General features: G+C 35.1%; 28 protein-coding genes. 16 read left to right on the top strand and 12 right to left on the bottom strand.

The features are described 5' to 3' along the window. Positions 1-3: 3 nt before the first annotated feature. From C6H17_RS01245 to mqnP, 4 genes are read right to left on the bottom strand one after another with little or no spacing between them, the layout of a single operon-like run. Positions 4-645 (bottom strand): queuosine precursor transporter, encoded by a 642-nt coding sequence (locus C6H17_RS01245; RefSeq protein WP_104731313.1) that lies wholly within the window; start codon positions 643-645, stop codon positions 4-6. Further along, positions 642-1166 (bottom strand): hypothetical protein, encoded by a 525-nt coding sequence (locus tag C6H17_RS01240; RefSeq protein ID WP_020995835.1) that lies wholly within the window; start codon positions 1164-1166, stop codon positions 642-644. The genes C6H17_RS01245 and C6H17_RS01240 overlap by 4 nt, the downstream gene beginning before the upstream one ends. 17 nt (positions 1167-1183) lie before the next feature. After that, a complete protein-coding gene (locus tag C6H17_RS01235; RefSeq protein WP_005217771.1) occupies positions 1184-1738 on the bottom strand; it encodes a hypothetical protein in 555 nt (184 codons plus the stop codon). Between the two features lies 1 nt (position 1739). Beyond that, complete coding sequence (gene mqnP / locus C6H17_RS01230) at positions 1740-2618, bottom strand: menaquinone biosynthesis prenyltransferase MqnP (RefSeq protein WP_005217769.1); 879 nt, start codon at positions 2616-2618, stop codon at positions 1740-1742. A gap of 350 nt (positions 2619-2968) precedes the next feature. On the opposite strand from mqnP, the gene rnc reads away from it, so the two are divergent. Both rnc and C6H17_RS01220 read left to right on the top strand, forming a co-directional pair. Then, complete coding sequence (rnc, locus tag C6H17_RS01225; protein WP_005217768.1) at positions 2969-3655, top strand: ribonuclease III; 687 nt, start codon at positions 2969-2971, stop codon at positions 3653-3655. Between the two features lie 178 nt (positions 3656-3833). Beyond that, complete coding sequence (locus C6H17_RS01220; protein WP_005217766.1) at positions 3834-4043, top strand: alkylphosphonate utilization protein; 210 nt, start codon at positions 3834-3836, stop codon at positions 4041-4043. A 449-nt stretch (positions 4044-4492) separates the two neighbouring features. Here the strand turns inward: C6H17_RS01220 and rpsR are convergent, their stop codons facing one another. The 5 genes from rpsR to C6H17_RS01195 all read right to left on the bottom strand — a co-directional run bounded on the left by rpsR (position 4493) and on the right by C6H17_RS01195 (position 7445). After that, the gene (rpsR, locus tag C6H17_RS01215) at positions 4493-4747 is read right to left on the bottom strand and encodes a 30S ribosomal protein S18 (protein WP_004087751.1); all 255 of its coding nucleotides are present in this window, start codon (positions 4745-4747) and stop codon (positions 4493-4495) included. Between the two features lie 31 nt (positions 4748-4778). Beyond that, positions 4779-5339, bottom strand: coding sequence for a single-stranded DNA-binding protein (locus C6H17_RS01210; protein ID WP_005217761.1), 561 nt, complete (start codon positions 5337-5339; stop codon positions 4779-4781). A 22-nt stretch (positions 5340-5361) separates the two neighbouring features. Then, on the bottom strand, positions 5362-5799 hold the full coding sequence (gene rpsF / locus C6H17_RS01205) for a 30S ribosomal protein S6 (protein ID WP_005217759.1): 438 nt from the start codon (positions 5797-5799) through the stop codon (positions 5362-5364). A gap of 71 nt (positions 5800-5870) precedes the next feature. Beyond that, the gene (locus tag C6H17_RS01200) at positions 5871-6860 is read right to left on the bottom strand and encodes a hypothetical protein (RefSeq protein WP_005217757.1); all 990 of its coding nucleotides are present in this window, start codon (positions 6858-6860) and stop codon (positions 5871-5873) included. A gap of 30 nt (positions 6861-6890) precedes the next feature. Next, positions 6891-7445: a DJ-1 family glyoxalase III gene (locus C6H17_RS01195; protein ID WP_005217756.1), complete on the bottom strand. Its 555-nt coding sequence runs from the start codon at positions 7443-7445 to the stop codon at positions 6891-6893. Between the two features lie 150 nt (positions 7446-7595). On the opposite strand from C6H17_RS01195, the gene C6H17_RS01190 reads away from it, so the two are divergent. The 11 genes from C6H17_RS01190 (at position 7596) to C6H17_RS01140 (ending at position 19755) form a co-directional block, all read left to right on the top strand. After that, complete coding sequence (locus C6H17_RS01190) at positions 7596-8078, top strand: tRNA (cytidine(34)-2'-O)-methyltransferase (protein ID WP_005217755.1); 483 nt, start codon at positions 7596-7598, stop codon at positions 8076-8078. A 124-nt stretch (positions 8079-8202) separates the two neighbouring features. Beyond that, positions 8203-9414, top strand: a complete 1212-nt coding sequence (locus tag C6H17_RS01185; RefSeq protein WP_005217754.1) for an LL-diaminopimelate aminotransferase — start codon at positions 8203-8205, stop codon at positions 9412-9414. Between the two features lie 74 nt (positions 9415-9488). Next, entirely contained in the window at positions 9489-10700 is a 1212-nt protein-coding gene (locus tag C6H17_RS01180; RefSeq protein WP_005217753.1) for an NAD(P)/FAD-dependent oxidoreductase, read from the top strand. Between the two features lie 167 nt (positions 10701-10867). Continuing rightward, entirely contained in the window at positions 10868-12706 is a 1839-nt protein-coding gene (thrS, locus tag C6H17_RS01175) for a threonine--tRNA ligase (RefSeq protein ID WP_005217752.1), read from the top strand. Beyond that, entirely contained in the window at positions 12703-13227 is a 525-nt protein-coding gene (infC, locus tag C6H17_RS01170) for a translation initiation factor IF-3 (RefSeq protein WP_004087741.1), read from the top strand. Before thrS ends, infC begins: the two co-directional genes overlap by 4 nt. Before the next feature lie 45 nt (positions 13228-13272). After that, positions 13273-13467 (top strand): 50S ribosomal protein L35, encoded by a 195-nt coding sequence (rpmI, locus tag C6H17_RS01165; RefSeq protein ID WP_004087740.1) that lies wholly within the window; start codon positions 13273-13275, stop codon positions 13465-13467. Between the two features lie 157 nt (positions 13468-13624). Then, a complete protein-coding gene (gene rplT / locus C6H17_RS01160) occupies positions 13625-13966 on the top strand; it encodes a 50S ribosomal protein L20 (RefSeq protein WP_004087738.1) in 342 nt (113 codons plus the stop codon). 481 nt (positions 13967-14447) lie between these two features. Further along, positions 14448-15692, top strand: coding sequence for a transcription termination factor Rho (gene rho, locus C6H17_RS01155; RefSeq protein ID WP_174566025.1), 1245 nt, complete (start codon positions 14448-14450; stop codon positions 15690-15692). A gap of 18 nt (positions 15693-15710) precedes the next feature. Then, positions 15711-17063 (top strand): MATE family efflux transporter, encoded by a 1353-nt coding sequence (locus tag C6H17_RS01150; protein WP_020995833.1) that lies wholly within the window; start codon positions 15711-15713, stop codon positions 17061-17063. Positions 17064-17170: 107 nt separating this feature from the next. Beyond that, positions 17171-18286, top strand: a complete 1116-nt coding sequence (locus tag C6H17_RS01145; protein ID WP_104731312.1) for a Cj0069 family protein — start codon at positions 17171-17173, stop codon at positions 18284-18286. 404 nt (positions 18287-18690) lie between these two features. Beyond that, the gene (locus tag C6H17_RS01140; RefSeq protein WP_005217742.1) at positions 18691-19755 is read left to right on the top strand and encodes a tetratricopeptide repeat protein; all 1065 of its coding nucleotides are present in this window, start codon (positions 18691-18693) and stop codon (positions 19753-19755) included. Positions 19756-19758: 3 nt separating this feature from the next. Here C6H17_RS01140 and C6H17_RS01135 read toward each other — a convergent pair whose 3' ends face one another. After that, positions 19759-20280: a DUF1440 domain-containing protein gene (locus tag C6H17_RS01135; RefSeq protein WP_005217741.1), complete on the bottom strand. Its 522-nt coding sequence runs from the start codon at positions 20278-20280 to the stop codon at positions 19759-19761. A 118-nt stretch (positions 20281-20398) separates the two neighbouring features. Here C6H17_RS01135 and sppA point away from each other — a divergent pair, with 118 nt between their 5' ends. Further along, positions 20399-21283: a signal peptide peptidase SppA gene (gene sppA, locus C6H17_RS01130; protein ID WP_005217737.1), complete on the top strand. Its 885-nt coding sequence runs from the start codon at positions 20399-20401 to the stop codon at positions 21281-21283. A gap of 197 nt (positions 21284-21480) precedes the next feature. Here sppA and dnaG read toward each other — a convergent pair whose 3' ends face one another. Beyond that, positions 21481-23133: a DNA primase gene (gene dnaG / locus C6H17_RS01125; protein WP_005217735.1), complete on the bottom strand. Its 1653-nt coding sequence runs from the start codon at positions 23131-23133 to the stop codon at positions 21481-21483. 213 nt (positions 23134-23346) lie between these two features. Continuing rightward, positions 23347-25314 (bottom strand): methyl-accepting chemotaxis protein, encoded by a 1968-nt coding sequence (locus tag C6H17_RS01120; RefSeq protein ID WP_005217733.1) that lies wholly within the window; start codon positions 25312-25314, stop codon positions 23347-23349. Between the two features lie 761 nt (positions 25315-26075). Between C6H17_RS01120 and C6H17_RS13205 the strand changes: the two genes are divergently transcribed. Continuing rightward, entirely contained in the window at positions 26076-26204 is a 129-nt protein-coding gene (locus C6H17_RS13205) for a hypothetical protein (RefSeq protein WP_263363174.1), read from the top strand. Positions 26205-26553: 349 nt separating this feature from the next. Then, a partial coding sequence (locus C6H17_RS01115) for a hypothetical protein (RefSeq protein WP_158654999.1) occupies positions 26554-26778 on the top strand: 225 nt, incomplete at its 3' end.

Raw genomic sequence — 26778 nt, 5'->3', positions numbered from 1 at the left:
CTACTACTTCCCAATATAACGCACTTTTTTATAAGTTTTAATCGCAATAAGATAAAAGATAGGAATATCAAGTAGATTCACAAGCGATTTAATCCCATAATCAAATAAAAATAGCATAAACACATCATAATAAGGCAGAATCCCCAAAAATGCGATATGAAAAAACACAAAGGTATCAATACATTGTGCCATACACGCACTCACACCATTGCGAAACCACCAAAGGCTAGGGAATCTCTGCTTTAATCTATAAAATATCACAACATCTAAAAATTGTGCTACAAAAAAAGCACTCACACTCGCTATTGCAATGCGTAATGCAAGGTGTGGCTCATTTGAAATAAAGGCAATCGCACAAGATGGTAAAAATGCGATTAAAAGTCCATAGCGAAGCGCTTTTAATACATCTTTTCTGCCATGCTTTTCACTCAATATATCCATAATTAGAAATGAAAGCGGATAGGTTAATGCCCCATAGGTAACATGACTTAGATTAAGCGTAATATCAATGAAAGGGATATGCACGCTACCGATTGTAAAGCTTACAAAATAGTTAGAGGCAACTATTACGCATGTAAAAAGACTAATAGCGATTATAAATGTGTTTTTATTCATCGCTCTTTCTTTTGGTGGCATATAACTCATGCTATCTCTCCCTTATGTAGCTCTGATAGTTTTAGCACAAATTCTACTTCACTTTTTGTAATACGCAATTCCTTAGAAATTGCATCGATTGTATAGCCATTTTTAAAAAGCTCTAGAATCTGCTTTTCATTTCTTTGTTGTGATGGGGCGTTAAAATGCCCTAAACTTCGCAATCTCTCTTCTAGCACTAGAATCTTATCTTCAAAATATTCCCTATCACTTTGTAAGCCATGCTGCAATGATAAAATATCTGCTTTTAAATCTGCCATTGCTTTAAAAGCTTCTGTGTTTGGTTTTGTCTCAAGTGTGCGTTTTTCATTTTCCATAATCCATTTTTGAATCTTATAAATCTCTTTATACACATCTTCGATAGAAGCCTCTAGTCGCACAAACTTTTTTGCACTCTCTTTTTCTTTCAGTGAGATATAAAGTAGCACAATAATAATCATAAGAATAAATAATCCCGCCATAATGACACTCATCATTTCATAGCTAAGATTCATTGCATTTGTAATATTCATATAGCCCCTTTCATATATTATAGATTCTGTGTTTTTCGTGCCTTAAGCATTTCTCGTTCAATACTTACAATATAGCTATCATAATCTTTCAAGTCTCTATCTGCCATCTTTTTTATCTGTAAAATCTGCGTATCTTTTGCGATAGCAAATAAAGGCACACAACGCACAGGAAACACAGGCAAAAAAAGTCGCACATAATACTGCTTATCTATCTCAAGTGATGCAGAATCTAGCATTGTAGAATCTAGAATAATAGCCCCATGTCCCAACTGCTTGGTATGAATGCTATGCTTTAATGGAATGTATTTTTCGTGAGAATCTGTTATAAGATTCTCAAGATGCTCCAACTTCTTATAAATATGCACTAGCATTTCACCAAGTATAGCCGTGCCACCACCGCATTTACAATCACCACTTTTTGCTTTAAGTGAAGATAGCCATTTATCAATAGAGTTTGCATGTAATTGCGTAATGACTTCATATTCCTTGATAGCCTCCAACTCTATAGAATCATCAAGGACTTGTAACTCTATCTGCAAACTCGCATCAACTAAGCGTGTTTCTAAATCCATACTAAAACCTCACTATGCTATCTAAAATAATGAAAAATAAAAAGACAAAGCCCAAATATCCATTCGTTGTAAAAAATGCACGAGGAATATTACAAAAATCCTTTCTCACAATCAAATGCTCATAAAAAAGCATACAAGCCGATAAAATAAGCCCCACAATAGCAAGATGATAAGTCGTGCTAAAACGCAAGAATAAAGCCCAGAAAAACACAGAAAAGATATGAAAAATCCGTGCTATTTGCAACGCATTCTCCGCACCAAATCGTGCGGGTATGGAATAGAGATTGTGCCTTTTATCATGCTCTATATCTTGCAAGGAATACAAAATATCAAATCCAGCCACCCAAAATAGCACTCCAAGACTAAGAAAAATAGTCCATACATGCACCGCACCACTCACCGCAATATCCCCAGCAATAGGGGCTAGTCCAAGCGATAAGCCAAGCACTAAATGTGCAAGACATGAGAATCTTTTCATCACACTATAAACGCCAAGTATAAATAAAAATGGAAAAGATAGCTTAAAAGCTAAATCATTAATAAGATAGCTTACAAAGACAAATAGCACCGCATTTATCACACAAAAAAGAAGTAAAGCAGGAAGACTCAAGCGACCATCAACACTTGGGCGATTTTTTGTCCGCTCATTTGTAGAATCTATATCTCTATCACAAAGTCGATTAAAAGCCATAGCAAAATTACGCGCAGTGATTAGGGCAAAAGCACATAAAAAAAGCGTTTTAAACCCAAAAAATCCGCTATCATAAAATGCGTTTGATGATACAATCATAGCAATCACAATAAAACTTGCACTAAAAATGGTATGCTCAAACATTACCAGTTCGCCTAAGGTCTGTAATTGCTTTTTTAATCTTTCCATGAGAAACTGCACTTTCAATATAATCTAATAAGCTTTATTCTTGTATTTATTAAGTTATTTTAAATCTTTAACTATAACTTAAAATTGCTGAAAAATCAATAATACGATATGCTTTTATTTGCTATATATCTTGTAAGAAATACTTAGCGAGATTCTAGAGACTAGTATATTATATGTTGGACTATATAGAATCTAGTTTAAGATTCACAAAAGTTTTATTTTGCTTGACATACATGTAGTAAATTAGGTCGTATTCTAGAAAATTTGCCTTACCTACATAACGCATGAATATGAGTTTGTTGATATTTTTTGCTAGAATTCTAGCTTAATATTTATTTTAAGGGGTTATTTTGGAAACGACACTCTCACCACATATCCATATATTGGAGCAGAAGCTAAACTACACATTTAAGAATAAAAAAAAATTAGCAGAGGCATTAGCGCATAAATCTTTCAAAAAGCCTTATAATAACGAGCGTTTGGAGTTTTTAGGTGATGCTGTGCTTGATTTAGTTGTAGGGGAGTATCTTTTTGAGACATTTACGCAAAAAAATGAAGGTTCATTATCAAAAATGCGTGCATCTTTGGTGAATGAAGCTTCATTTTGTAAGCTCGCTCAATCCATTAATTTAGGTGAATATCTTAATCTATCTACTTCAGAAATTAATAATGGAGGGCGATTAAAAGCAAGTATTTTGAGTAATGCTTTTGAGGCAATTATGGCGGTAATCTATCTTGAATCTGGGCTGGATTCTGTAAAACGCGTGTTTTATCCTATTCTGCACAATGAGTTTCGCATTAATGAGGAGTTACTAACAAGTGATTATAAGTCAAGCTTGCAGGAATACACACAAGAGCGATTTGGCTGTATCCCAAGCTATGAAATGCTCTCACAAGAAGGACCAGATCATAAAAAGATTTTTACCATGCAAGTAAAGATTCAAAATAAAATATATGCGAGTGCAAATGGTGTAAGCAAGAAAGCAGCCCAACAAGCCGCCGCAAAACTCACATTACAGATACTGCAACAAATGTGATGGGCTACATAATGCTTTTGTGTGTTTGCTTACCTTTGAGAATATAAAATTTAAAAACGGATATTGTTTTGCTATAATGTTTTCTCAACATAAATTCATTATTGACAAGAGATCTTATTGTAATTAAGATTGCTAGTAATGAGTATTTGGGATTTACAATATTTGAAAAAGGAAAAACATGGCAAAAGATTCAAATGGAACAATGCTAAATGCTGGTGATAGTGTCAGTGTTATTAAAGACTTAAAAGTAAAAGGCGCACAAAATACAATCAAGCGAGGAACGACAATAAAAAATATACGCTTAACAGATAAAGATGATGAAATCGAAGCGAAAGTGGATAAATGTGGTGTTGTGGTCTTAAAAACTTGCTTTTTGAAGAAAGTATAGAATCTATATGGCATATTCTCTTGTATCTTGACTAGCAAAGGTTTGCCTTAATAGCTTATGAATGAAAATGCAGACAATAAACTAGAAAAGTTACATATTTAGCTATTCAAAGTATGTACAAACTATTTCAACAGCTTCTATGGCTCACTTTTTATCAACGCCAAATATTTCTCGCGACAAAAACGCAATAATAACAAGTAGGTATGAGATAAAAACTATCATTTTGAGTGTAGCAAAAAAATCCCCTTAATCCTTAAAATATTTCGCCTTTTTTCAAAGGCTTAACACGACAAGAATCTAAAGGATAAGACAATAGAGAATAAAAACGCCTTTAACAAAGTATAAACTGCAATTACTACTTCTCATGTAGCGAGTTTAACTTTAGCGAAGCGATATTAGAATATACTATAATTAATAGATAAGCTCTAAATAAATGTGCTGAATCTAAATTACAATTTAAAAGGATTCTCAACAACTTTTTTTCTATCTACAACATAAGGTATAAGTGCCATGTGTCTTGCTCTTTTGATAGCTACCTCAACTCTTTCTTGCCATTTCTTAGAGTTTCCTGTAAGACGACGAGGCATGATTTTATAACGCTCTGAAAGTGAATGCTTTAAAAGCTCAACATCTTTATAATCAATAAAATCAATCTTTGCCTCTGTATATTTACAATACCTTTTTGAATATTTTTTTCTTTCCATGTGTTTCCTTTCGTATAAAATTTCTCAACATTTAAAATGGAATCTCTTCATCATCAACATTAATGACTGGCGGTTCTACATTGCCACCTTGCATTCCCATATTGTTATTTTGCTGTGTGTTTTGTGAATACGGATTGCCAACATTTCTGTCGTAGGACTGCGGCTGATAGTTTTGCTGTTGATTATAGTTAGAATCATAGTTGCTACCATAACCATTTGCATAGCCATTTGTTTGCCCATAAGCATTCTGCCCATACTCGCTTTGTTGCTTTGTGTCAAGCATTTGCATACTTTCCGCAATGATTGTATGCTTGCTTCTTTTTCCACCTTGCTGATCAGTCCATGTTTCAAAGTTAAGGCGACCTTCTATAAGCACCTTAGAACCTTTTCTTAGATACTGATTAGCCACTTCCGCCGTGCGTCCAAAAAGTGTTACATCAACAAAGCAAGTATCATCAACCTGCATACCATCGGCTTTCTTGTATCTGCGATTAGAAGCTAATCCAAATGTTGCAAGTGCAGATCCTGTGTTAAGATAACGCAGCTCAACATCTCTTGTGAGATTGCCTACCATAATCACCTTATTAAACATAACAACAAGCCTTACCTATACCTTAAAGTCCTGCCTGAGAAGATTGCTCTTCGTTTTGGACATTCTCTTTTTTAGGTGTTCTCTCTGCCCTATCTTCATCTTTTTTGAGAGTTCTAGGCTTTTCTGGCTTCTTTGCTCTCTCAACAAGTGTTTTCCATGCTTCTTGCTCTTTCTTGCTCTCATATTTAATGACAATAAATCGCAATACCTCTTCATTAATGCCATACAACCGCTCAAGCTCTGCAATCAAAGTTGGGTCTGCTTTAAAGTAAATGCAAAAGTAGTAACCCCTGCTATTCTTCTTTATTTGATATGCTAGATTACGCATACCCATATCCAAACAAGTCTCAATATGACCACCATTTTTTAAGATAACTTCTTTAAAAAAGTCTATCTTTGCCTTAATTTCCTCTTCGACAAGTGTCGGTTTTAAAACAAACGCCGTTTCATAATGACGCATACATTCTCCTTATGGTTTCCGCCCCAAACACGATATGCTTGGAGCAAGGTTTTTTTGGAAATGGGATTATATCATAAAATTTGCTGAATTGCTATTAAATGTTGCATAACTACATCTTTTCCTTGTAGTTGTTGCACACGCCATGTATTTATAATGTCAAAAAGCATGAGATATTTTTCTGTTGTGATTTTGAGACTTCGCCTTTGCCACACATTAAAAAGCTGTGGCGGGGCTTTATAGCCTAGCACTTCTTTAGAATCCATATTGCCATGCGTTTTTGAATGTCCATAAAGCTTAAAGAGAATATAAAAATATCGTGTAATCTCACGCAAAAGCTCCATATTATCCATACCCTCATCATGCAATGTTTGAAGTATTAAGCCCAAATGCCCTTGTTTATCAAATAAGCAGTTCAGTAAAGATTCTAACTTTACATCACCGAGACTATAACTTAACTCTTCTATTAACTGCGGTGTGATTGTCTCATAATAGATAAATTTAGTAAGCTCATTATGCGCGATAGCTAAATCATCATGCTGCACATCAAGCAAGAAATTAAGCAAGGAAGAATCTACCTTTAATCCAAGCTCACACGCCCGATTGTATAGAATCTTTACCATATCATCGCGAAATGGCGGATAAAGCCTTACTTCAAATATATCTTTTAGCTTTGCAGTCGGCTTAAAAAGTGCCGCCATAGCTTTGAATCTTTTTGCATATTCTGCGTCTGTGATTGTTGGTGATTTCAAAAATTCCACAATTAAAAAGCTATTAGCATTATGCTCTAGCATATAGAGTATATCTTGTATTTGCTTTTTATTTAAGGTTGCATAAAGCTTTAAGGCGAGAATATTTACCCCGCCAAAAAGGCTATTTACACCTAAGCAATTTAACACTTCTTGATGATCGTATTCCTCAAAATACATACGCCGACATTCACTATTTAGCTTTTTTAGAATCATATTAGAATAATATGAAATCAAAAAATCACTATCGCCATATAGCAAAATTGCCCGTGGCACTCCACTAAGCAAAAACTTATCAAGCATTGCTCTTGTCATATTATCTACTTAGTTTGAGATTCCGTAACTCTAAGCCCTTGTTAAAGGCACTTGCAATCCTTCATATAAGCCTTTATACACATCTTCACCCATTAAGGCTTTTGTAATAGCAAGACCAAATAAGATAGCAGTCGCAGGACCAGCAGAAGTGATGACATTATCTCTTATTACCACTGCTTCATTCAGCCTTTTTGCATTTATGCCCTCTTCACAACCTGGGTAACAAGTAAATTCACTTGATAATACACCCGCTTTATTAAGCACAATCGGTGAAGCACAGATGGCTGCTACAATCTTTTTATCTTTATGTAGCCTTTGTATGATTTCTAGAATCTTAGCATTATTGGATAGATTCTGCATACCTTCGAAACCACCTGCAAGAGCTATGCCATCAAGTGAGTTTATATCTATGCTAGATAGTGCTAACTCCGCTTTAATCTCAATGCCATTTGCACCCTTAATATTACCACTAGATTCTAATCCAGCGACTAAAACTTCCACTCCAGCCCTTCGCAATACATCAACAATGCCTATAAATTCAGCCTCTTCAAAACCTTGTGCTAATGGGACCAATACGCGTTTCATGTCTTATCCTCTCTTAATCAAAATGCTACACTCTATCTAAAAATATTTAAGGCTTAGTAATTAAAAATTAAATTGCCTTTTATCTGTAAAAAATGTAAAATACATTTCACATATTTCAACATTACATAAAATCAATATTTTAGGATAGTTATGCAATCTTTATTTCACATCGTGCTTGTAGAACCACAGATTCCACAAAATACAGGCAATATAGGCAGACTTTGTGTCGCAGCAAATGCAATGCTGCATTTAATCCACCCTTTAGGATTTAGCACAAAAGAAAAAGACTTAAAACGGGCTGGACTTGATTACTGGCAACACTTAAAAGTGTATGAATGGGCGAATTTAGAATCTTTTTGGCAAACATATACACCAGATGCTACACATTTTTTCTTTAGCACAAAGGCAAAAAAGCTATATTTTGAAGCGGATTTAAAACACGGAGCATTTTTATATTTTGGTAGAGAAGATGCAGGACTTCCCTTACACATTTTAGAATCTTTTAAAAATCAAATCTATAAGATTCCCATGCAAAAGGGTGTGCGTAGTATTAATCTTGCTACAAGTGCTGGGGCAGTGCTATATGAAGCCGTGCGACAATCGCGTATATATGAAAGTTGGGATAATATATAAAAGATTCTAAAACTTTGATAATTTGCAGAGTTTCTTTATAGAAATTTTAGAAAAATAGATTCTAAAACTTGCGCTAATGCTAACAAAACGCTACAATATTTACATTCTATTGTAGGAGTAAGCCATGTTTGATGAAATACAATTTGGGAAAATTAATCGTTTGCCAAAATATCTTTTCAGTGCGATAAATGAAATAAAAATGCAAATGCGGCATAACAATGAAGATGTCATTGACTTTTCTATGGGGAATCCTGATGGTATGCCACCAAAAGTAGTTATAGATAAGCTTTGTGAGAGTGCGAAAAAGCCGAAGAATCAAGGCTATTCTGTCAGCAAGGGTATCTATAAATTACGATTAGCACTTTGTGAATGGTATAAAAGGCGGTTTAATGTAGATCTTGATCCAAACCTTGAAGCATGCGTTGGCATGGGAAGTAAGGAAGGATTTGTGCATTTAGTCCAAGCGATTACTAATGTTGGCGATTGTGCGATTGTGCCAGAGCCTGCGTATCCTATACATTATCATGCCTTTATTATCAATGGTGCAAATGTCAGCACTTTTGGAATCACTTATAATGATTATTATGAGCTTGATGAAAGGGCATTTTTTGAATCTTTACAAAAAGCACTTTATGAGAGTTTTCCAAAGCCAAAGTTTGTAGTTGTAAATTTTCCACATAATCCCACAACAACGATTGTAAAAAAAGGATTCTATGAAAAGCTTGTGAAACTAGCAAAAAAAGAGAGATTCTATATTATTAGTGATATTGCGTATGCAGAGCTTTATTTTGGCGACTTTAAAACACCTAGCATTTTTGAAGTCAAAGGTGCAAAAGATGTTGCAGTGGAGACTTACACTCTAAGTAAAAGCTATAATATGGCGGGTTGGCGTATAGGCTTTGTAGCAGGGAATAAAAAGATTATTGAAGCGTTGCAAAAGATTAAAGGCTGGATTGATTATGGAATCTATACGCCCATTCAAGTTGCTGCTACAATTGCTTTAAATAAATGCGATGATGATGTCATAAAGATTAGAAAAACTTATGAAAAGCGAATGGAAGTCATGATTGAAAGCTTTAAAAAAGCAGGGTGGGAATTGCAAAAACCACAGGCTAGTATGTTTATCTGGGCGAAGATTCCAGAGCAATGCAGTCATTTAGGCAGTTTAGAGTTTGCAAAAAGACTTTTAGTTGAAGCAAAGATTGCAGTAAGTCCGGGGGCTGGGTTTGGCAAAGCGGGGGAAGGTTATGTGCGTATCGCATTAATTGAGAATGAAAAGCGTATCAGACAAGCCGCAAAGAATCTAAAAAAATTCTTAAAGCAATTTAGTGAGTAAAATGCTAGAATTTTATATGCTTGTTAAACTCTGTCCGTTACAATGATTTTTTTATTACTTGAAAGGACATAGAGATGAAAAAAGTTTTAATGCTTGGTGCTGGTTATGGCAACATTGCTTTACTTACAACTATAAACAGAGATGTATTCTCTCAAGCGGAATTTAGCCTTATTAATAACACCTCTTATCATTATAAGACAATCGCCCTGCATGATGTCGCAAGTGGTAAGCATGATAAAAGCGTGCTATTTCCTTTGCAAGAGATTCTTGACGAGAGAGTAAATCTTATACAAGATAGCGTTGTATCAATAGATTCTAAAAGTGTAAAATGCGTGAATGCTACATATGAGTATGATTATCTAGTCGTTGGGCTTGGATTTAGCTCTGATAGCTTTGGGATACCCGGAGTTGGCGTATATACACAAAGCATAGTCAGCTATGATAGTGCAAAAAATATTTATAAAAATATTGAAGAGAAATTACAAGCCTACATAAATGATAAAGATTCTAAGAATCTAGCATTTGTTGTGTGCGGTGGTGGCTTCACTGGCATTGAGTTTGCCGGCTCTCTCGCACAAGAAATAAAAAAGCAATGCGAAACGCGGGGCATTGATTTTAGTCTTGTTAAAATCTATTGTATTGAAGCAATGCCAAAGATTCTGCCTATGTTTAGTGAAAATCTCATGCAGCTTGGCTTAACAAAGCTTAAAGAATTAGGCATTATAGTCCTTACAAGCTCAAAGATTCTTGAATGCAAAATGGGGGCTGTTGTGATTGAGAGAGATGGTAAGAATGAAGAGATTCTAGCAAATACAATTATTTGGACAGCAGGGGTAAAGGGCAATGAAGTTATAGCAAACTCTAGCTTTTTTAAAAGTGGGAGAAGCAAAGTTGAGGTAGATTCTCACTTGCAGCCCATAAATCAAGAAAATGAAATGAATAATATTTTTGTGCTTGGAGATTGTGCGGCATTAAAAGATGAAAAGACGGGTAGATTCTATCCGCCAACAGCACAATTAGCACAGCAGCAAGGCGAGTATCTAGCACAAACACTAGAAACACTTTTGTATGCAGAACAAAAAGGGGAAGTGTTACAAAAAGAGCTTATTCCACAATTTGAATTTATCCTGCGTGGAAGTATTTGCTCTATTGGTGCTGGATATGCAATAGGTGTCATTGGCACAAAAGAAGTAAGCGGATATATTGCGAATATGACAAAGTGGTTTATAGAATCTAAATGGAATTACAAAATTGGCGGTTTTTCAGCAGTGTTTAAAGATGACTAGGGTTAAAGTGTTTAAATTTTAGTCGCTAAAACACCATATAAATGCTTGTATTGCATGAAGTTATTCATCAAATTTTAAGCATAGATTCAGTTATCATTTGTATAATTACTAGATTTTTTGTGTATTGTAAAGCACAATACATTAACTGATATTAAGGAATACAGACATTGCAACAAATTATTGGCTATATACATAATAATAGCATTATCGACACACAGACAGCAGCAGAAAACAATCTCAATACGCAATCACTTGAACCTATCTATTTTACTGACACACCAAACGCACATGAAATTATCCGTCATACTTGTGCGCATTTACTTGCTGAAGCGATTAAAGCCCTTTATCCAGAGGCAAAGTTTTTTGTCGGTCCTGTTGTAGATGAGGGGTTTTACTATGATTTTAAGGTGGATTCTAAAATCGGGGTTGATGACTTAGCTACAATAGAAAGCAAGATGAAAGAAATCGCAAAAAAGGGACATAAACTCACAAAAATTCATTTAAGTCGCAAGGAAGCAATAGAGCGTTTCAGTGGAGATGAATTAAAACAAGCGGTGATGAGTAAGATAGAAGGCGATGATTTTAGCATATATCAGCAAGGGGATTTTGAGGATTTATGTCGTGGTCCGCATTTACCGCATTTAAAGTTGTTACAGGCTTTTAAGCTTACAAAGATTTCTGGGGCGTATTTAGGTGGCGATGAAGATTCTGAAGTTTTAACAAGGATTTATGGCATTGCTTTTGCGGAGAAAGAGAATCTAAAGCAATATCTTTTTCAGTTAGAAGAAGCAAAGAAAAGAGATCACAGAAAGCTTGGTGTAGAAATGGAGCTTTTCACATTTGAAGAAGATGTGGGGGCTGGTCTGCCGATATGGTTACCAAAAGGTGCAAGGCTTAGAAGACGCATAGAAGAGCTTTTAACAAGGGCTTTAATACTCAATGAATATGAACCTGTAAGATGTCCTGAGATTCTAAAAAGTGATGTATGGAAGATTAGCGGACATTATACGCATTACAAAGAAAATATGTATTTTACTACCATTGATGAAGTGGAATATGGCATTAAACCTATGAATTGCGTAGGACATATAAAGGTGTATCAAAATAGCATTAGAAGTTATAGAGAATTGCCATTAAGATTCTATGAATATGGCGTGGTGCATAGGCATGAAAAGAGTGGCGTTTTGCACGGATTGCTTCGTGTGAGAGAATTTACACAAGATGATGCACATATCTTTTGTCGTCCAGAGCAAATAGAAAATGAGGTGAATAATATCTTGCGTTTTACGCATAAGATTATGAATGCCTTTGGATTTAGCTATGAAATGGAGCTATCCACTAGACCAGAGCAGTCAATCGGCGAAGATTCTGTGTGGGAGAGTGCTACTTTAGCCTTGCAAAATGCCCTTGCAGGTAATAATATTAGCTATCAAGTAGATGAAGGCGGTGGTGCATTTTATGGACCAAAGATTGATATAAAAATCACTGATGCAATAGGTAGAAAATGGCAGTGTGGCACAATCCAAATTGATATGAATTTACCAGAGAGATTCAATCTAAGCTATATTGATGAGAACAACGAACATGCTATGCCTGTTATGATTCATAGGGCGATTTTAGGTAGCTTTGAGCGGTTTGTAGCGATTTTAACAGAGCATTTTGGCGGGGAATTTCCATTTTTCATTGCCCCAACGCAGGTGATTATTATCCCTATTAATGAGTCTCATGTGAGTATGGCACAGAATTTGCAGAATGAGTTACGATTGCGGGGTATTTATGCAGAGTTAAGCTTGAAAAATGAGTCACTCAATAAAAAAATACGCACAGCAGAGAAACAAAAAGTGCCTATGATTGCACTTATTGGTGATAAAGAGCTTAATAACAATAGTGTATCTATACGCGATAGACGCATGAAGATGGATTCTGGAGAAAATATGCAGTATGAAATGAGTATGCAAGAATTCTTAGAAAAAACTTCAAATCTACATAGAGAGGTTAGCTTTTGAGTAAAGAAGAAACATTAGTAAATGGAAAAATTCGCTTTGATGAAGTAAGGTGCATTAGCGAAGATGGTGAGCAGCTAGGTATTATGAGTGCAAAAGAAGCACAGAATCTTGCTTATAATGAGGGGCTTGACCTAGTGTGTATATCGCCAAATGCAAAGCCACCTGTTTGCAAAATAGTAGAATATGGCAAGTATCGCTATCAATTAGAAAAGAAGCAAAAAGAAGCAAAAAAGAAGCAAAAGCAAGTTGAAGTTAAAGAAATCAAGCTATCAACTCAAATTGCCCAAAATGATATAAATTACAAAGTGAAACATGCTAGAGAGTTTTTTGAAGAGGGTAAGCATGTAAAATTCCGCGTTTATCTGCGTGGCAGAGAGATGCAAAATCCAGCAGGTGGCTTTGAAATGCTAAAGCGAGTCATTGCTATGGTAGATGATATAGCCCATGCTGACAAAGAGGCAAAAATCGAGGGAAAATACGCAAGTATCCTGATGATGCCAAACAATAAGCCAAAAAGCTAGATTTTTATGCTACAATTCTAGCTTTATTTTACGAAAGGAGAAATAATGCCAAAGATGAAGACTAATCGTGGTGCTGCAAAGCGTTTCAAGGTGAAAAAAAATGCAGTCAAAAGAGGCAGTGCTTTTAAAAGCCATATTTTGACAAAAAAGTCGCCAAAACGCAAAGCAAGACTCAATTCGCCACATTATGTGCATGACACAAACTTAGATTCTGTCAAAAGTTTATTGTGTATGAGTTAGGTTGGCTACTTATTTAAGTATGCTATGTGTATCCATTTATGGATAAAGGATTGTCCCCTTAGATTCTATTTAGTCCTTAAAGATTGAAGAGAGATAAGGGAAAGTTTAAACAATATGTTTGCACCTTAAAATTTAAGGTAAAGTTACAGGAGAAACCATGAGAGTTAAAACAGGTATTGTAAGAAGACGAAGACATAAAAAGATTCTAAAACTTGCGCGTGGCTTTTATAGCGGCAGACGCAAGCATTTTAGAAAAGCAAAAGAGCAGCTTGAAAGAAGTATGTGCTATGCTTTTAGAGATAGAAAGCAGAAGAAAAGAGACTTTAGAAAGTTGTGGATTGTGCGTATTAATGCGGCGTGTCGTTTGCATGGCATGAGTTATTCAAAGTTTATGTTTGCATTGAAAAAGGCAAACATTGAGCTTGATAGAAAGATACTTGCGGATATGGCATATAGCAATCCAAGTGCATTTGCTAGTCTTGTTGAGAAAATAAAATAGTTTGATTTAGTTTTGGAGCAAATACATCTTTTTACTTGTTAGATTCTAAACTAGATTCTAGAGTTTTAGAATCTCTTAAGCTTTCTTATAGGTTTTAGAATCTAAATAGGTAAAAATCCCCGAATATTTTTATACTACATTTATTTTATAGATTGCTTTTTTATAATATGTTGATTACAAAAGAACAATCTATAAACTATGGAATCACTTTTAAACATTTAAAGGAACATTATGATTTTGTATTTTACGCTTAATAGCATTCTATTTAACAATATTTTGGAGGCATGTAATGTCAAATGAACATTATCAAAAAGATGAGGCATTAAAAACAAAAAAGCCATCATATAAAGGCACAAAGACAACGCGTTATGAAAACACGCGTCAAGATAGATATGATAGAGAGCAAAAAAATGATTATGATGAAAAAAATAAAGGCAAAGATATAGGAAAAAGGACTCACACGCCAGTTGAGGGCTTTAAGATGGAGGATTTGCGGATTACACCTTTGCAAAAATTACTAGAGATTGCAAAAACGCTTGGAGTCCAAAATCCACAAGACCTTTTAAGGCAGGATTTGATTTTTGAGATTCTAAAAAATCAAGTCAGTCAAGGTGGCTTCATACTTATCTCTGGTATTTTAGAGATTACAAGTGAGGGCTATGGCTTTTTACGCTCGATTGATGAGAAGTTTTCTGATACACAGCATGATACCTATGTTTCACAAAGTCAGATTCAGCGATTTGCTTTGCGTAATGGGGATATTATTACAGGGCAGGTGCGTCCGCCAAAAGACCAAGAGAGATATTATGCGCTTTTAAAGATTGAAGCGGTGAATTACTTAGGATTAGAAGAGATTAAAAATCGTCCTTTATTTGAGAATCTCACCCCGCTTTTCCCCGCAGAGCAACTAAAGCTAGAATATAATAGACAAAAAATTACAGGCAGAATGCTAGATCTTTTTAGCCCCATTGGTAAAGGACAAAGGGCATTAATCGTAGCCCCACCAAGAACGGGTAAAACAGAACTCATGAAAGAATTAGCACATGGTATAAGTGAGAATCACCCCGAAGTAGAACTCATGGTGCTACTCATTGATGAGCGACCAGAAGAAGTAACAGATATGGAGCGAAGTGTAAAAGGACAAGTATTCTCAAGCACCTTTGACTTACCATCGACAAATCATATACGCGTAGCAGAACTCGTGCTAGAGAGAGCGAAAAGACGCATTGAAGTCGGCAAAGATGTTGTTATCTTACTAGATTCTATCACTCGTTTAGCACGCGCTTATAATGCTACAACGCCTTCAAGCGGCAAGGTTTTAAGCGGTGGTGTTGATGCAAATGCTTTGCATAAGCCTAAAAGATTCTTTGGTGCGGCAAGAAATATTGAGCATGGTGGCAGTTTAACCATTATCGCTACCGCATTGATTGAGACAGGCTCTAGAATGGATGAAGTCATTTTTGAAGAGTTTAAAGGCACAGGTAATGCTGAAATCGTATTAGCACGAAGTATTGCCGATCGTAGAATCTATCCCGCATTTGACATTCTAAAATCTGGCACAAGAAAAGATGACTTATTGCTTGGTGATGAAAAGCTGCGTAAGGTGTGGATGCTACGAAATGTTATCAGTCAAATGGATGATATTGAAGCACTCAATTTCCTTTACTCAAAGCTTGCTGGCACAAAAAATAATGATGAATTTTTGAATGGCATGAATGAAGCTTAAAGCATATAAAGGCATTATATGTTTAGCTTAGGGCGGACAAAAAAGATTCAGATAAAGCGGATTCTAAATATCGCCATTCCTAGCGGTTTGCAGTCTGGTCTTGATATGCTTAGCGTATCTTTAGCCCTTTTTTATTTAGGCGGTATCTCTTCACTGCATTTTACTGCTTTAAACACGGGAGCGAAATATATTATTGTTTTTTATCCTATCAGTGCGATTTTTGGTATTGGCACAAATGTGTTAATGTCAAGGCGTTTTGGTGCAAAAAATTATGTAGAGATGAATAGAGTGTATGCTACAATCATACTTAGTGCTTGCTTTATATCTCTTCCCATGCTTTATTTAATCTATCTTGGAATCCCTTATTATTTAAATCTTTTTAATCTAAGTAATGAGTTATACACTCTTACATATAGCTATGTTTCTTTAACTATTTTTGCCCTGCCTTCCATTATTATTAAAAATGTGCTTATCTCTGGTTTTGCAGCGACCGGTGATACAAAGCGACCATTTTTTATTAAGATTTTTTTAACACTTCTTAGTATACTTGGCTATTACTTATTCATTGAAGGGCGATTTGGCTTCCCATCTTTAGGGCTTATTGGTGCTGCTTATGTGAGCCTTTTTATCTCATATCTTGAAATGTTTATTTTATTATTATTGCCAAAATTTGTCCAAACAAAGCTTTCTTTCTCACTCTATTTTAATAAGACTTTTTTACTCAATGCTTTTAAAGTTGGCATTCCAACAGGATTAGAGCGTATATTTACCATTGCTTCACTCAATGTTGTGCTAATTTTTGTTGGCTCTTATGCAGCAATTTATAAAGATAGTGCTATGTCTGGATTCCAAGCTGGGACTACCATTGAGGGCTTTTCATTTGTGCCGGGCTTTGGCTTTATGGTAGCGATTATGAGTCTTATGGGACAAAGCATTGGGGCAAAAAACTATATAAGGGCTAGTGAATACACAAAGCTTTGTGTGATTTTATCAAGCATTATGCTAGGAATTTGCGGACTTCTTTTAGTAATCTTTGCAAAGCCTTTGTCAGCGATTTTCATACGCGATGATATACTTGGGATAGAAATCTCTGTATATTATCTTATCGCCGTTGGTTTATCGCAGATTCCATTAATCTTATCTTTTGTGTATGATGGGGCATTACGCGGGGCTGGATTCACACAGATACCTTTATTCATTAATATTGTTAGCATATCCATATTTCGCCTTTTGCCTATGTGGCTTTGCACACATTTTGGCTTTTCAATCTATATGCTTTTTGTTATCATTTTTATTGAGACTTATATTCGAGCACTTATTTTTTACCTTGTATTCCGCAGTGGCGTATGGAAAAAACCTAAAAAATTATAGATTATTCCAAAAAGTGCCTCTCTAAAGTGTTACTAAGCAGTCATAAAAAGCACATTTTGCTTGAAAATATGCTAGAATTACGGAATTTCATTTTTAAGGAGCGATTCATGAAAAAGCATATCGTTTTTTTTGAAGCAGTAGGTGGCAGTGATAAAGGCAGAGATGGACACAGAAAAGATACCGTGCCGATGATGGACTATCTCAAAAAGCTTGGTTGGAGTGCGGAAGTTGTGTTTTTCACAGATGAGATTCTAAAAGATTCTGCGAAAACAAATGAGATTTTTGAATATGTCAAAGGTGCGGCTGATGCGTATGTATCGCGTGTGAATCCGGGCAATTTGAAAGAAGAGAAGCTTTACTTTGATGTGTTGCGTAAGCTTTGTGATAGTGGTGTGATTGGTATGCCTCACCCTGATGCGATGATTGGCTATGAGGCAAAAGATGCGCTTACAAAACTTCGCAATACAGAGCTTGTGCCAACAGATACTCTAGCCTATTATGATCCCGCTGAAGCAAAACGCATTGGTGTGAATTGGGTAGCTGGAGAAGAGCACGACTTTAAAGCAAACTTCCCAAAAACTCTAGCAAAAGGTGAAAGAGTGCTAAAGCAAAATCGCGGCAGCACAGGGGAAGGAATCTGGCGTGTGCAGCTAAAAGATCAAAGTCAATATGGCAAGTTTGATTCTATCCCACTTGATACTATCGTGCGATGCACAGAAGCGGTGGATAACCACGTGGAAGAGCATAAACTAGGCGATTTTATGAATTTCTGTGAAAAGTATTTGACAGGCGATAATGGTATGCTTGTGGATATGACTTTCTTACCGCGTATTAAAGAGGGCGAGATTAGAATCTTAATGCTGTATAAAGACCCTATTTATGTCGTGCATAAAAAACCAGCTGAAGGTGCAGATGCGTTTTCTGCAACACTCTTTAGCGGGGCAAAATACCGCTATGATAAGCCAGAGCAATGGAATGAGTTGGTAAGCTACTTCTTATCTAACTTGCCAGAGATTAAAACAAAGCTTGGTAATTATGATTTGCCTTTGATTTGGACGGCGGATTTTATCCTTGATACTGATGAAAATGGTAAGGATAAGTATGTGCTAGGCGAGATTAACTGCTCTTGTGTGGGCTTTACTTCCCCTGTTGAGTTTTTGGATAAAACCGCTAGACGCGTAGCAAATACGATTATTAACATTGTGGAAGATGCACAGAAATAGTTTCTGGTTTCTGTGTCAAATATCCGGGTGGGGCATAATTTTTGGCATCTGTAATCGTGCGATTTTGCATCCCCCTCCCCTAGAAATGTAGAATTTGGATTTTGGCTACAATTTCATTTTAAGTATTAAATGAAAAAACTTTGGATTTATACCCAATATTTCATTGTGTTTATTCTAGAATCTAATAGCTGTTGTGTTGAGTATAGCAAAGTATCTGACATGGTGTCACGATGTCCTTGATTTTTTCTTACGCAAGCAAAAACTTGTATGCTTTCAAGTTTGATAAAGTGTGTTTCTACACTATACATTAGTCCCATTTAACAAACTTGTTTCTAAACACACAAACACCATCTTAAAAACATTCTAAGCTATAATACAAAAATTAGATTCCAATAAGGCATAACATGATTGAAATATTAAATGCGTATAGAAACCCGATATTTGGCATACTTGCGTTGCTATTTATGGTAGCATTTGTATTTTTTTTAGATTCTTTAAAGCGGACTAGAGCACATAAGCGAAAGCAAGATTTAATCGATAATTTAGGTAAGCAGTTTGATAGTATTGGTTTGCAGCAAAATATCGATGAGTTTATCGCTCACGCTAAAAATGCTACGCAAACACTCATATTAATCGCACAGACCTATGCAAAAGCAGGGGATTATGAACAAGCCATTGCCATTTATAAAACCTTGAGTGAAAAGCCACTTGAGATGCACGAAAAGCTAGAGATTCTAGAGTTACTCGGTGATAGTTATTATAGGGCTGGTTTTTTAGAGAGAAGTAAAAATATCTTTTTGGAAATTTTGCGTTATTATCCGCATAATATCCGCATTCTTGAATACTATATGCGAACCTGTGAGAATCTAAAACATTATGATGAAGCCATAGAAGCATTAAATAGCTTAGAAGAGATTGTGAGTGCAAATGCTGATTCTAAATCCTCCATGAAAAAAATATGGCATACTAAAAATTATCTAAAAGTTATGCAGCTATGCAGTAGTCATCATATTTCTCTAGCAGACCAGCAAGAAAAGCTACTCATGTTTTATGAAAAAGACCCTACGCTAAGAAATATTATCCTGCGGCATTTTCGGCTTTATAATGTCGGGCTATTTTGGCAAAAGATTCTATTACTGCAAGATATTATGCCCTATATTGATATTTTATGGCATTTTCAAAAACATGAAGTGCCTTTTGATTTTATTGCGAATAGAAGTGATTTAATGGCAATTTATCATGCCAAGGGCTTTGTGAGTGGATATCAAAAGAGTGAAGATTTTACGCTTGAAGTATTGCAGCTTTTATTATTATACTCACATATAAAGGCAGATATTAGCTTTACTTATAGTTGCAATTCATGCAATACGCAAACGCCTTTCTACACCTATCGCTGCAGTGCTTGTGCAGAAATCGCTACGATAAATCCCATCGCTATTCCCACGCAAACACCCCCCCCCCCCATTTAGCCACTAGAATGGATCTCTTTCGTGTGTGATTCTATTACGCAAATCCCTTCTTGTAAGCTCGATAATCCATATCCAAAGTAAAGATTCTATAAAGCTGCATACATAATAGCTAAACATAGAATCTACTCTTACAAATCCGCACAAAGGCAGAAATAAAACATACACACATAGCCACAACATAATGCCATAAAAGATTCCATGTGCAAATTTTAGCTTTTGCCAAAATTCCGCAAATAAAATATAAAACAAACTAAAAAAAATCGAAAATAAAAACTGCCATACAAGATAGACTACACTCCACTCGTAGCCATCACTAAACACATATTTCAAACTAAGTAGATTCAAATCAATACATAATAACTGCAATATATACTCTGCGTTAGAATCTAAGGGCATTTGTAAAGACAGGGGGAATAGCACCTCCCAGCCAATCCTTACAACACTCCCAATACTCCCTACAATCACGCCGATAAAAAGGCTTATCCATACGCGATATATCTTACTAAGATTTGTATAAACCTGCATACTATTCCTTGTATATCTACTTTTTGCAATTATACACAAATACTTCAAGCAGCACCCAACAAAGCCATTATTGAAAATAGAGTATAATACTAGCCCTATATTTACGCAAAGGATTATTATGCAAATATTTCATGTGTTATGGAAGGGCATTAAGGGTATTTTTGATTTTATTAATACTTATTTTAAGGTTGTGGTATTACTTCTTATTGTGCTTTTTTTAGCCACTCTTGCAAGTGATGAAGAGATAGAATCTAAACCAAATCTAGCAAAACTTTATCTAAACTTCCCTATTTATGAGAGTGAAAGCTTTGCCGCACAAATAGAAGCTATTAAGAAAAATGATGATATTAAAGGGGTTTTACTGCTTATAGATTCACCGGGCGGGGCTGTGGGAGCGAGTATTGAAATAGCAGATATGATAAAAGAACTCAATGAAAAAATCCCCGTTGTAGCCTATACACAATCGCTTATGGCAAGTGGTAGCTATTATGCAGGAATGTATGCACATAGCATTTATGCAAATCGTGGTGCATTAATAGGGTCTATCGGTGTAATCTTTAGTGCGCCAAACTTTGAAGAAGCAATGGATAAAATAGGCATAAAAATGCAAGGGGTTAGTGCTGGTGAATATAAAGAGATAGGCTCAATCACGCGTAAATGGAAAAACACAGAAAAAGAGTTTATAAACAATCTCACACAAGAACAATACAAAATGTTTTATACTGATGTGATCGCCGCAAGGGGTGAAAGACTAAAGACTAAAAATCATCTAGATTTTGCTGAAGGCAAGATTTTTAGTGCAAGTAATGCCCTAAAACTTGGCTTAATAGATGGTGTAAATAGCATGAGTAAAGTAGAGAAAATATTACAGAATCTAAGTGGTGTAGAAGAGATTGTATGGCTAAAAAAAGATAAAATGGAAGTATTGCTTGATAAACTTACAGATAGCATAGCGACAAAAGCACAAATGTTTGCCATGCCAAAATTTATGTGGGGTGTGTAGGACAGCAATCTTGTAATAATCTATCAATGTCCAAAACCTAGGTCGTATGTTGCCATGTGTTCTTTATGCGGCTATATAGATTAACTCATATATTATCAACAATATAAATGACTAAGATTTTAGATGCGCTCTCACATGCAAAAAGCGTAATTTTATAAAAGGTGACACTATATTGCATAAAAACGCATATATTCCTATCACACCATACCAACCGACACAAGCTCTCCCCTTTTTAGCTTTGCGATATTTTCATGCAGGGCTTTTATTTGCTGGAATTTTAGACTAGATTCAATGGGTGAAATAGCAATTTTTGGTAGCATATCTTGTGCGTATTGGAGTAAGAATATACGCAATTGTTCTTTAAACTCTTCATCATTTAGAATCTTTGCTTTAGTTTTAAATCGCAAAGCATAGATTCTGTCGTTATCATAATCCTGATTGCAAATGAGTTGAAATTCATGGCGATATGTTTGGAAATGCTCTTTTGTTAAAAAGTTGATTGCAAGATAGAAATGCTCTTTATGTTCTAGCATATTATATAAAATGCTTTCTTCAGCAAAATTATTTGTGCTATCTTTTGGCATTTCTATATGATTTGTCTTTTGATTTTTTGTATCTAAATAAATGGGACTAATCTGTAATAATGACGCACATTTTTGCTTATACTCATCTTGCAAAAAGGGTGTAAGGGTATGCAAATATTCCTTGCAAGCTTTTAGTGCATTTTGCTTTTGCATGGGATTATTTATATCAAAATCTTTAATGATATGTCTAAGCACAAATTCCACAAAAGGCATTGCATTGTTGAGAGCATCTTTAAAAAGCTCGATTTTATTTTGTGCGATCATATCTGCTGGATCTAGCCCATCTTTTAGTATGACGACACCACCATCTTTACTATTTTGTGAGAGAAATTTTGCTGCTTTAAATGCGGCATTAATCCCTGCATTATCACCATCATAACACATATATATTCGCGGATTATCCTTATTTAATAGATATAAATGTCCCTCGTTTAAGGCTGTCCCAAGTGTGGCTACCGCATTCTTAAATCCTGCTTGATGCAGCATAATCACATCAAGATAGCCCTCACATACAATAATGCTTTTTTGTTTGTAGATCATCTGCTTTGCTAAATGATAGCCATATAGAATCTTTGATTTATTAAACACCTTGCTTTGTGGGGAATTAAGATATTTTGCCACATTTTTATCAGCACTCAAAGTCCTGCCACCAAAACCCACAACAACGCCTGTGCTTGAATGTATAGGGAAAATAATGCGATTTGCAAAACGCGCATAATCTCTGTCATTTCCCTGTGTTAAAACACCATATTCAACCGCTTCCTTGCGACTTAGCTTTTGCTCATCAAGAAAACGCAAGGTATCATAACTATTGCCACTATACCCTATCTCAAACTCATTTATAGAATCTTCATTAATAGCGCGTGAAAAAAGATACTGCAACATATCATTATGCTTGAAAAGATTGTTGTGATAAAATAGGGCAAGAGATGGTAAGAGATTAGTTTTTTTTGTTTCGACATAACCTTTCTCATATGCTAATACCACATTAAAAAGGGCGGCAATCTTTTGTGCGGCATCATGGAAAGATAATCGCTCATACTCCATGACAAAGCGGATTGCATTTCCACTTGCACCACACGCATGGCAATGATATAAGCCCTTTATTGCACTGATTGACATGCTAGGTGTCTTATCATCATGGAAAGGGCATAATGCCATAAAGTTTGCACCAACTTTTCGCACATCAATGTATTGTGTGATAACATCTACAATATCAATTGATTCATATAAATGGGCTAAACTTGCCTCTGTGAATCTTGCCATTTTATCCTTCTTTAATGTTTCTAAAATGATATTGTAGCTAGTTTTGGGTGAGATAACCCATATGTAGCATAAGTATAATGTAGTGAAATAAAAAATTTATTTTTTCAATGATTTATTTATGGCTTTGGCTATCTTTTAAGGCGATATATCTTAAAGAGTTCTTAAGATATATTAGAGATGTTAGATTAATCAATCTAGCATAAATTCGTATCACTAAAACTTCTTACTTGCCAATTGTGTGCTTACACTCTCTACAATCTCATAAATCTTAGCGCCGACTTCATGTGTGCTATCAGCTATATCAGCGTTTTCTTGTGTTGCCTCTGATATTGCAGAAATATTATCATTAATATGCAATATCTTATCGTTTTGCTCGGAAATAAGGCTTGAAATATCCATAATACCCTGTGTTAATATTGTCGTATTCGCTTCTATCTCACCCAAACTTTTTTGCGTTCTCTCTGCGAGTTTTCTCACTTCATCAGCTACAACTGCAAAGCCTCTGCCATGCTCTCCTGCCCTTGCTGCTTCAATCGCTGCATTCAATGCTAAAAGGTTGGTTTGATCGGCAATATCTCTAATAATGCCAATTACACTTTTAATATCTTCACTTTGCTTGATAATAGATTTACTTTGCTCATTGATATTGCCAATAGATTCTGTAATATGTGCGATCGAACCAGCTGTATCCTCTACACCTTGTGCTTGCTGCATACTGCTTTTATGTAGGTTTCGCGTATTATCATCTAAGCTTTTGCTATAACTTGCAAGTTTGTCAATTAGTCCCGCATTCATTTTTAGCATATTTGCAAATTGTGCTATTGCGATATTAATACCTGTTTCAATACCAACTGGCTCATTAATCTGTTGCGAATAGTCTTCCTTAGAAACTGCATCAAGCACAATATTAATACGCGCAATATCTGCACAAATATTTTTCTTTAAAATACCGCTCATTGTATTAAGTGCATCAACAACGCCTTGCAAGTTTGGATTATTACTTACAATATCAATTTGAGATCCAAACCTACCATCTTTTGCTTCTGCAATAAGATCATTTATACTTTGTAAAAGACTTTGTTCATCATGTCTTAATGCGACAATTTCTTCAATTTCTTTATTGATTCTATGCGACATTTTGCCAAACTCATCTTTATTTTTTATAAGCGTTGTCTTTGGTGGTGTTTTGCTTTGATAGCTTAGGAATTTAAAGAATGCACTTAAATCAGATTCTATAACATTTAATGGCTGCAAATTTCTACGCACAACCAAGACGACAACTGCCCCAGCAACGATAATAATACCCACAAACCACACAACATTTGATAAAAATAATCCAATTAAATGCGGTTTATATTCGTTCTCACTACTCACAATACATACAGACCAATCCAGTGAAGACTGCTGACAGATTCCATGCTTCTTATCACTCTCTCCCATGCGGTGAAAGTCAAATGGCGCTCCACTTTTAGCAGCAGCTTTTCCAACAGAGAGTGAATGCTTTGCATCTGGATTACCCTCTGCCATAACAAAGCTTTGATTTGGATGCACATAGAAAACATCTCTAAAGATAGAAACTTCTCTTTTATCCGTTTTTATTGCGCGTATATCTGCAGCAAACTCAACTAAATCTACATCAACGCCAACCGCCCCAACGACATTATTATCTATCTTAATGGGTGCAAATATGGTAATAACGCCATTTCCCGTTGCTACATCTTTATATGGCTCTGTATTGCCTACCGATTGTGTTTGCAATGCTTGCTGAAACCATGGACGCTCCCTTGCATCATATACCCTACCATCGCTATATTTCATGGTCCTTACTTTGTATTCTTCAGCCTTTGCCGCGGTATATGTGAATCCATCATTACTCCAAGACACATAAACCTGCAATACACCAGACACCATAGCTATGCTATGTAAATATGCAGGCAAACTACTTCTTGTGAAGAATTGTTCGTGATTACGCGAGAGATCCTTTGCTACTTTTTCTGCAAAATCAAATTGTCTTTTCATAAGGATATCAACATAAGTTGTCATGACTTTTACGCGATTATTATTTTCAGCAATACTATTCCCAATAAACATATTGCGTTGCTTTACATACTCCACTACACCAAAAAAGGTAAAACACAACACAAGCACAATAACGATACTTAATGACATTTTCCTTGACATAGAATCTCACTCCTTAATTTTTCCATCAACTACTTTGTGTTAGCCTAACATTAGGCAAAAATCAAACATTAAAAATATGAAAACTAAATAAACATATTACTAAAAATATTCAAAGTTAAGTGTTACGAAAATACCACAAATATTTCTTTGAAACACAAAACCATGCTTCTTTTAGCAACATAATGTAATATTTTAATGAGTATTACAATAAGTTATATTTATATAAACATAAATCTCTTATAAATACGCATTAATAACCAGCTTATAAAGCTTTCCTTATTTTTAAATGGCAGAAATTATACATTAAAAAAATACAAATCACACATATTTTTTTGTCATAGTCTAGTTATTTTAACTGTAAAATTTTGTTATTCCTGCAGCTTTCATAACTCCCTGCACATAATTACTATAATAATAAGAACATTTTTTATAGTTAATATTTTAATTATGAAAAAATAATAATGTAGAATATTTTTACATTATTATTTTTAAAAAATCTCTTGACTCACATTTTCTTGTTGTGGTGCAATATGCAGATAATTTAGAAGTATGGATTAAAGAAGCACAAGGGGTTATAACAAGGACAAGGCTTGGAGACCCTATGCCTTAATAGTGTGTCTTTATAGTGAAATTCATCTTTGGCGTTTCATTTCAAAGATTATATAAAAAAATAGCTAGTCATTGACCTCTAGGTAACTCCTAGCTATTTTTTCACATAAAGATTTAAAAGCAAATACGCAAATATTGGAATTTGGTTTTGTTTGCTTACTTTGTTATTTTTGCAAGTATGGGTAAAATCCTTGCGGATTGCACGAGACTTTGAAAAAGTCGAAAAATCTAGCTTTTATGTAAGTAGAGATGTAACGCTATCGCTCAACACGACAAGCTAGAATAGATATTAAGAATTCAAAAGAAGTTAAGCAAATAGTAGATATAATTACATTGAGGTTGCTACCCAAAAGGCTGCAACCTTTCGGGTAAATTTAAACAGCCTTGTAAAAAGGAGTTTTAATGAAGCTCGAATTGCTGCTTACAATTCTTGGGTTTATTATATCTTTTTTAAGCTTAATGTTAGCTTTGCTGAAATAAGATTATAATAAATAACCTTAGAATACTTGCAAATGCAAGGCAAAGCCTTATGGCTTTGTTGTAAGTGGTATGAAACGAACACATATAACCGACATATACTTAATTTATAAGCTTTGCTATTCTCATGCAAATACTTAAAAAAGGCATTGCATGGGATACATACTCACACCAACACAAAGAGAAAATGATAATAATCTCATTAACAATACACTTGAAAGCTTAAAGACTACAAACCTTTTAAAACAATCACAAGATACTACCATTAATCCTAATCTAAGCACACAGAATACACAAACAACACAAGCATTGCAATTACCACCAAAATTACCACAAGGAAAAATCCCACAAATTAACACAGATTCCACAAAAAATACA

The sequence above is a fragment of the Helicobacter rappini genome (assembly GCF_900198625.1).
Lineage (GTDB): Bacteria > Campylobacterota > Campylobacteria > Campylobacterales > Helicobacteraceae > Helicobacter_A > Helicobacter_A rappini.
Note: the sequence above shows the minus strand (reverse complement) of the source record. Positions and strands in the feature narration are given on the sequence as shown.

What these genes read in the sequence shown, in the direction of transcription:
- C6H17_RS01245 (WP_104731313.1), bottom strand. Translation starts at nt 645, where the DNA reads ATGAGTTATATGCCACCAAAAGAAAGAGCGATGAATAAAAACACATTT.
- C6H17_RS01240 (WP_020995835.1), bottom strand. Translation starts at nt 1,166, where the DNA reads ATGAATATTACAAATGCAATGAATCTTAGCTATGAAATGATGAGTGTC.
- C6H17_RS01235 (WP_005217771.1), bottom strand. Translation starts at nt 1,738, where the DNA reads ATGGATTTAGAAACACGCTTAGTTGATGCGAGTTTGCAGATAGAGTTA.
- mqnP (WP_005217769.1), bottom strand. Translation starts at nt 2,618, where the DNA reads ATGGAAAGATTAAAAAAGCAATTACAGACCTTAGGCGAACTGGTAATG.
- C6H17_RS01220 (WP_005217766.1), top strand. Translation starts at nt 3,834, where the DNA reads ATGGCAAAAGATTCAAATGGAACAATGCTAAATGCTGGTGATAGTGTC.
- rpsR (WP_004087751.1), bottom strand. Translation starts at nt 4,747, where the DNA reads ATGGAAAGAAAAAAATATTCAAAAAGGTATTGTAAATATACAGAGGCA.
- C6H17_RS01210 (WP_005217761.1), bottom strand. Translation starts at nt 5,339, where the DNA reads ATGTTTAATAAGGTGATTATGGTAGGCAATCTCACAAGAGATGTTGAG.
- rpsF (WP_005217759.1), bottom strand. Translation starts at nt 5,799, where the DNA reads ATGCGTCATTATGAAACGGCGTTTGTTTTAAAACCGACACTTGTCGAA.
- C6H17_RS01200 (WP_005217757.1), bottom strand. Translation starts at nt 6,860, where the DNA reads ATGACAAGAGCAATGCTTGATAAGTTTTTGCTTAGTGGAGTGCCACGG.
- C6H17_RS01195 (WP_005217756.1), bottom strand. Translation starts at nt 7,445, where the DNA reads ATGAAACGCGTATTGGTCCCATTAGCACAAGGTTTTGAAGAGGCTGAA.
- C6H17_RS01190 (WP_005217755.1), top strand. Translation starts at nt 7,596, where the DNA reads ATGCAATCTTTATTTCACATCGTGCTTGTAGAACCACAGATTCCACAA.
- C6H17_RS01185 (WP_005217754.1), top strand. Translation starts at nt 8,203, where the DNA reads ATGTTTGATGAAATACAATTTGGGAAAATTAATCGTTTGCCAAAATAT.
- C6H17_RS01180 (WP_005217753.1), top strand. Translation starts at nt 9,489, where the DNA reads ATGAAAAAAGTTTTAATGCTTGGTGCTGGTTATGGCAACATTGCTTTA.
- rpmI (WP_004087740.1), top strand. Translation starts at nt 13,273, where the DNA reads ATGCCAAAGATGAAGACTAATCGTGGTGCTGCAAAGCGTTTCAAGGTG.
- rplT (WP_004087738.1), top strand. Translation starts at nt 13,625, where the DNA reads ATGAGAGTTAAAACAGGTATTGTAAGAAGACGAAGACATAAAAAGATT.
- rho (WP_174566025.1), top strand. Translation starts at nt 14,448, where the DNA reads ATGGAGGATTTGCGGATTACACCTTTGCAAAAATTACTAGAGATTGCA.
- C6H17_RS01150 (WP_020995833.1), top strand. Translation starts at nt 15,711, where the DNA reads ATGTTTAGCTTAGGGCGGACAAAAAAGATTCAGATAAAGCGGATTCTA.
- C6H17_RS01145 (WP_104731312.1), top strand. Translation starts at nt 17,171, where the DNA reads ATGAAAAAGCATATCGTTTTTTTTGAAGCAGTAGGTGGCAGTGATAAA.
- C6H17_RS01140 (WP_005217742.1), top strand. Translation starts at nt 18,691, where the DNA reads ATGATTGAAATATTAAATGCGTATAGAAACCCGATATTTGGCATACTT.
- C6H17_RS01135 (WP_005217741.1), bottom strand. Translation starts at nt 20,280, where the DNA reads ATGCAGGTTTATACAAATCTTAGTAAGATATATCGCGTATGGATAAGC.
- sppA (WP_005217737.1), top strand. Translation starts at nt 20,399, where the DNA reads ATGCAAATATTTCATGTGTTATGGAAGGGCATTAAGGGTATTTTTGAT.
- dnaG (WP_005217735.1), bottom strand. Translation starts at nt 23,133, where the DNA reads ATGGCAAGATTCACAGAGGCAAGTTTAGCCCATTTATATGAATCAATT.
- C6H17_RS01120 (WP_005217733.1), bottom strand. Translation starts at nt 25,314, where the DNA reads ATGTCAAGGAAAATGTCATTAAGTATCGTTATTGTGCTTGTGTTGTGT.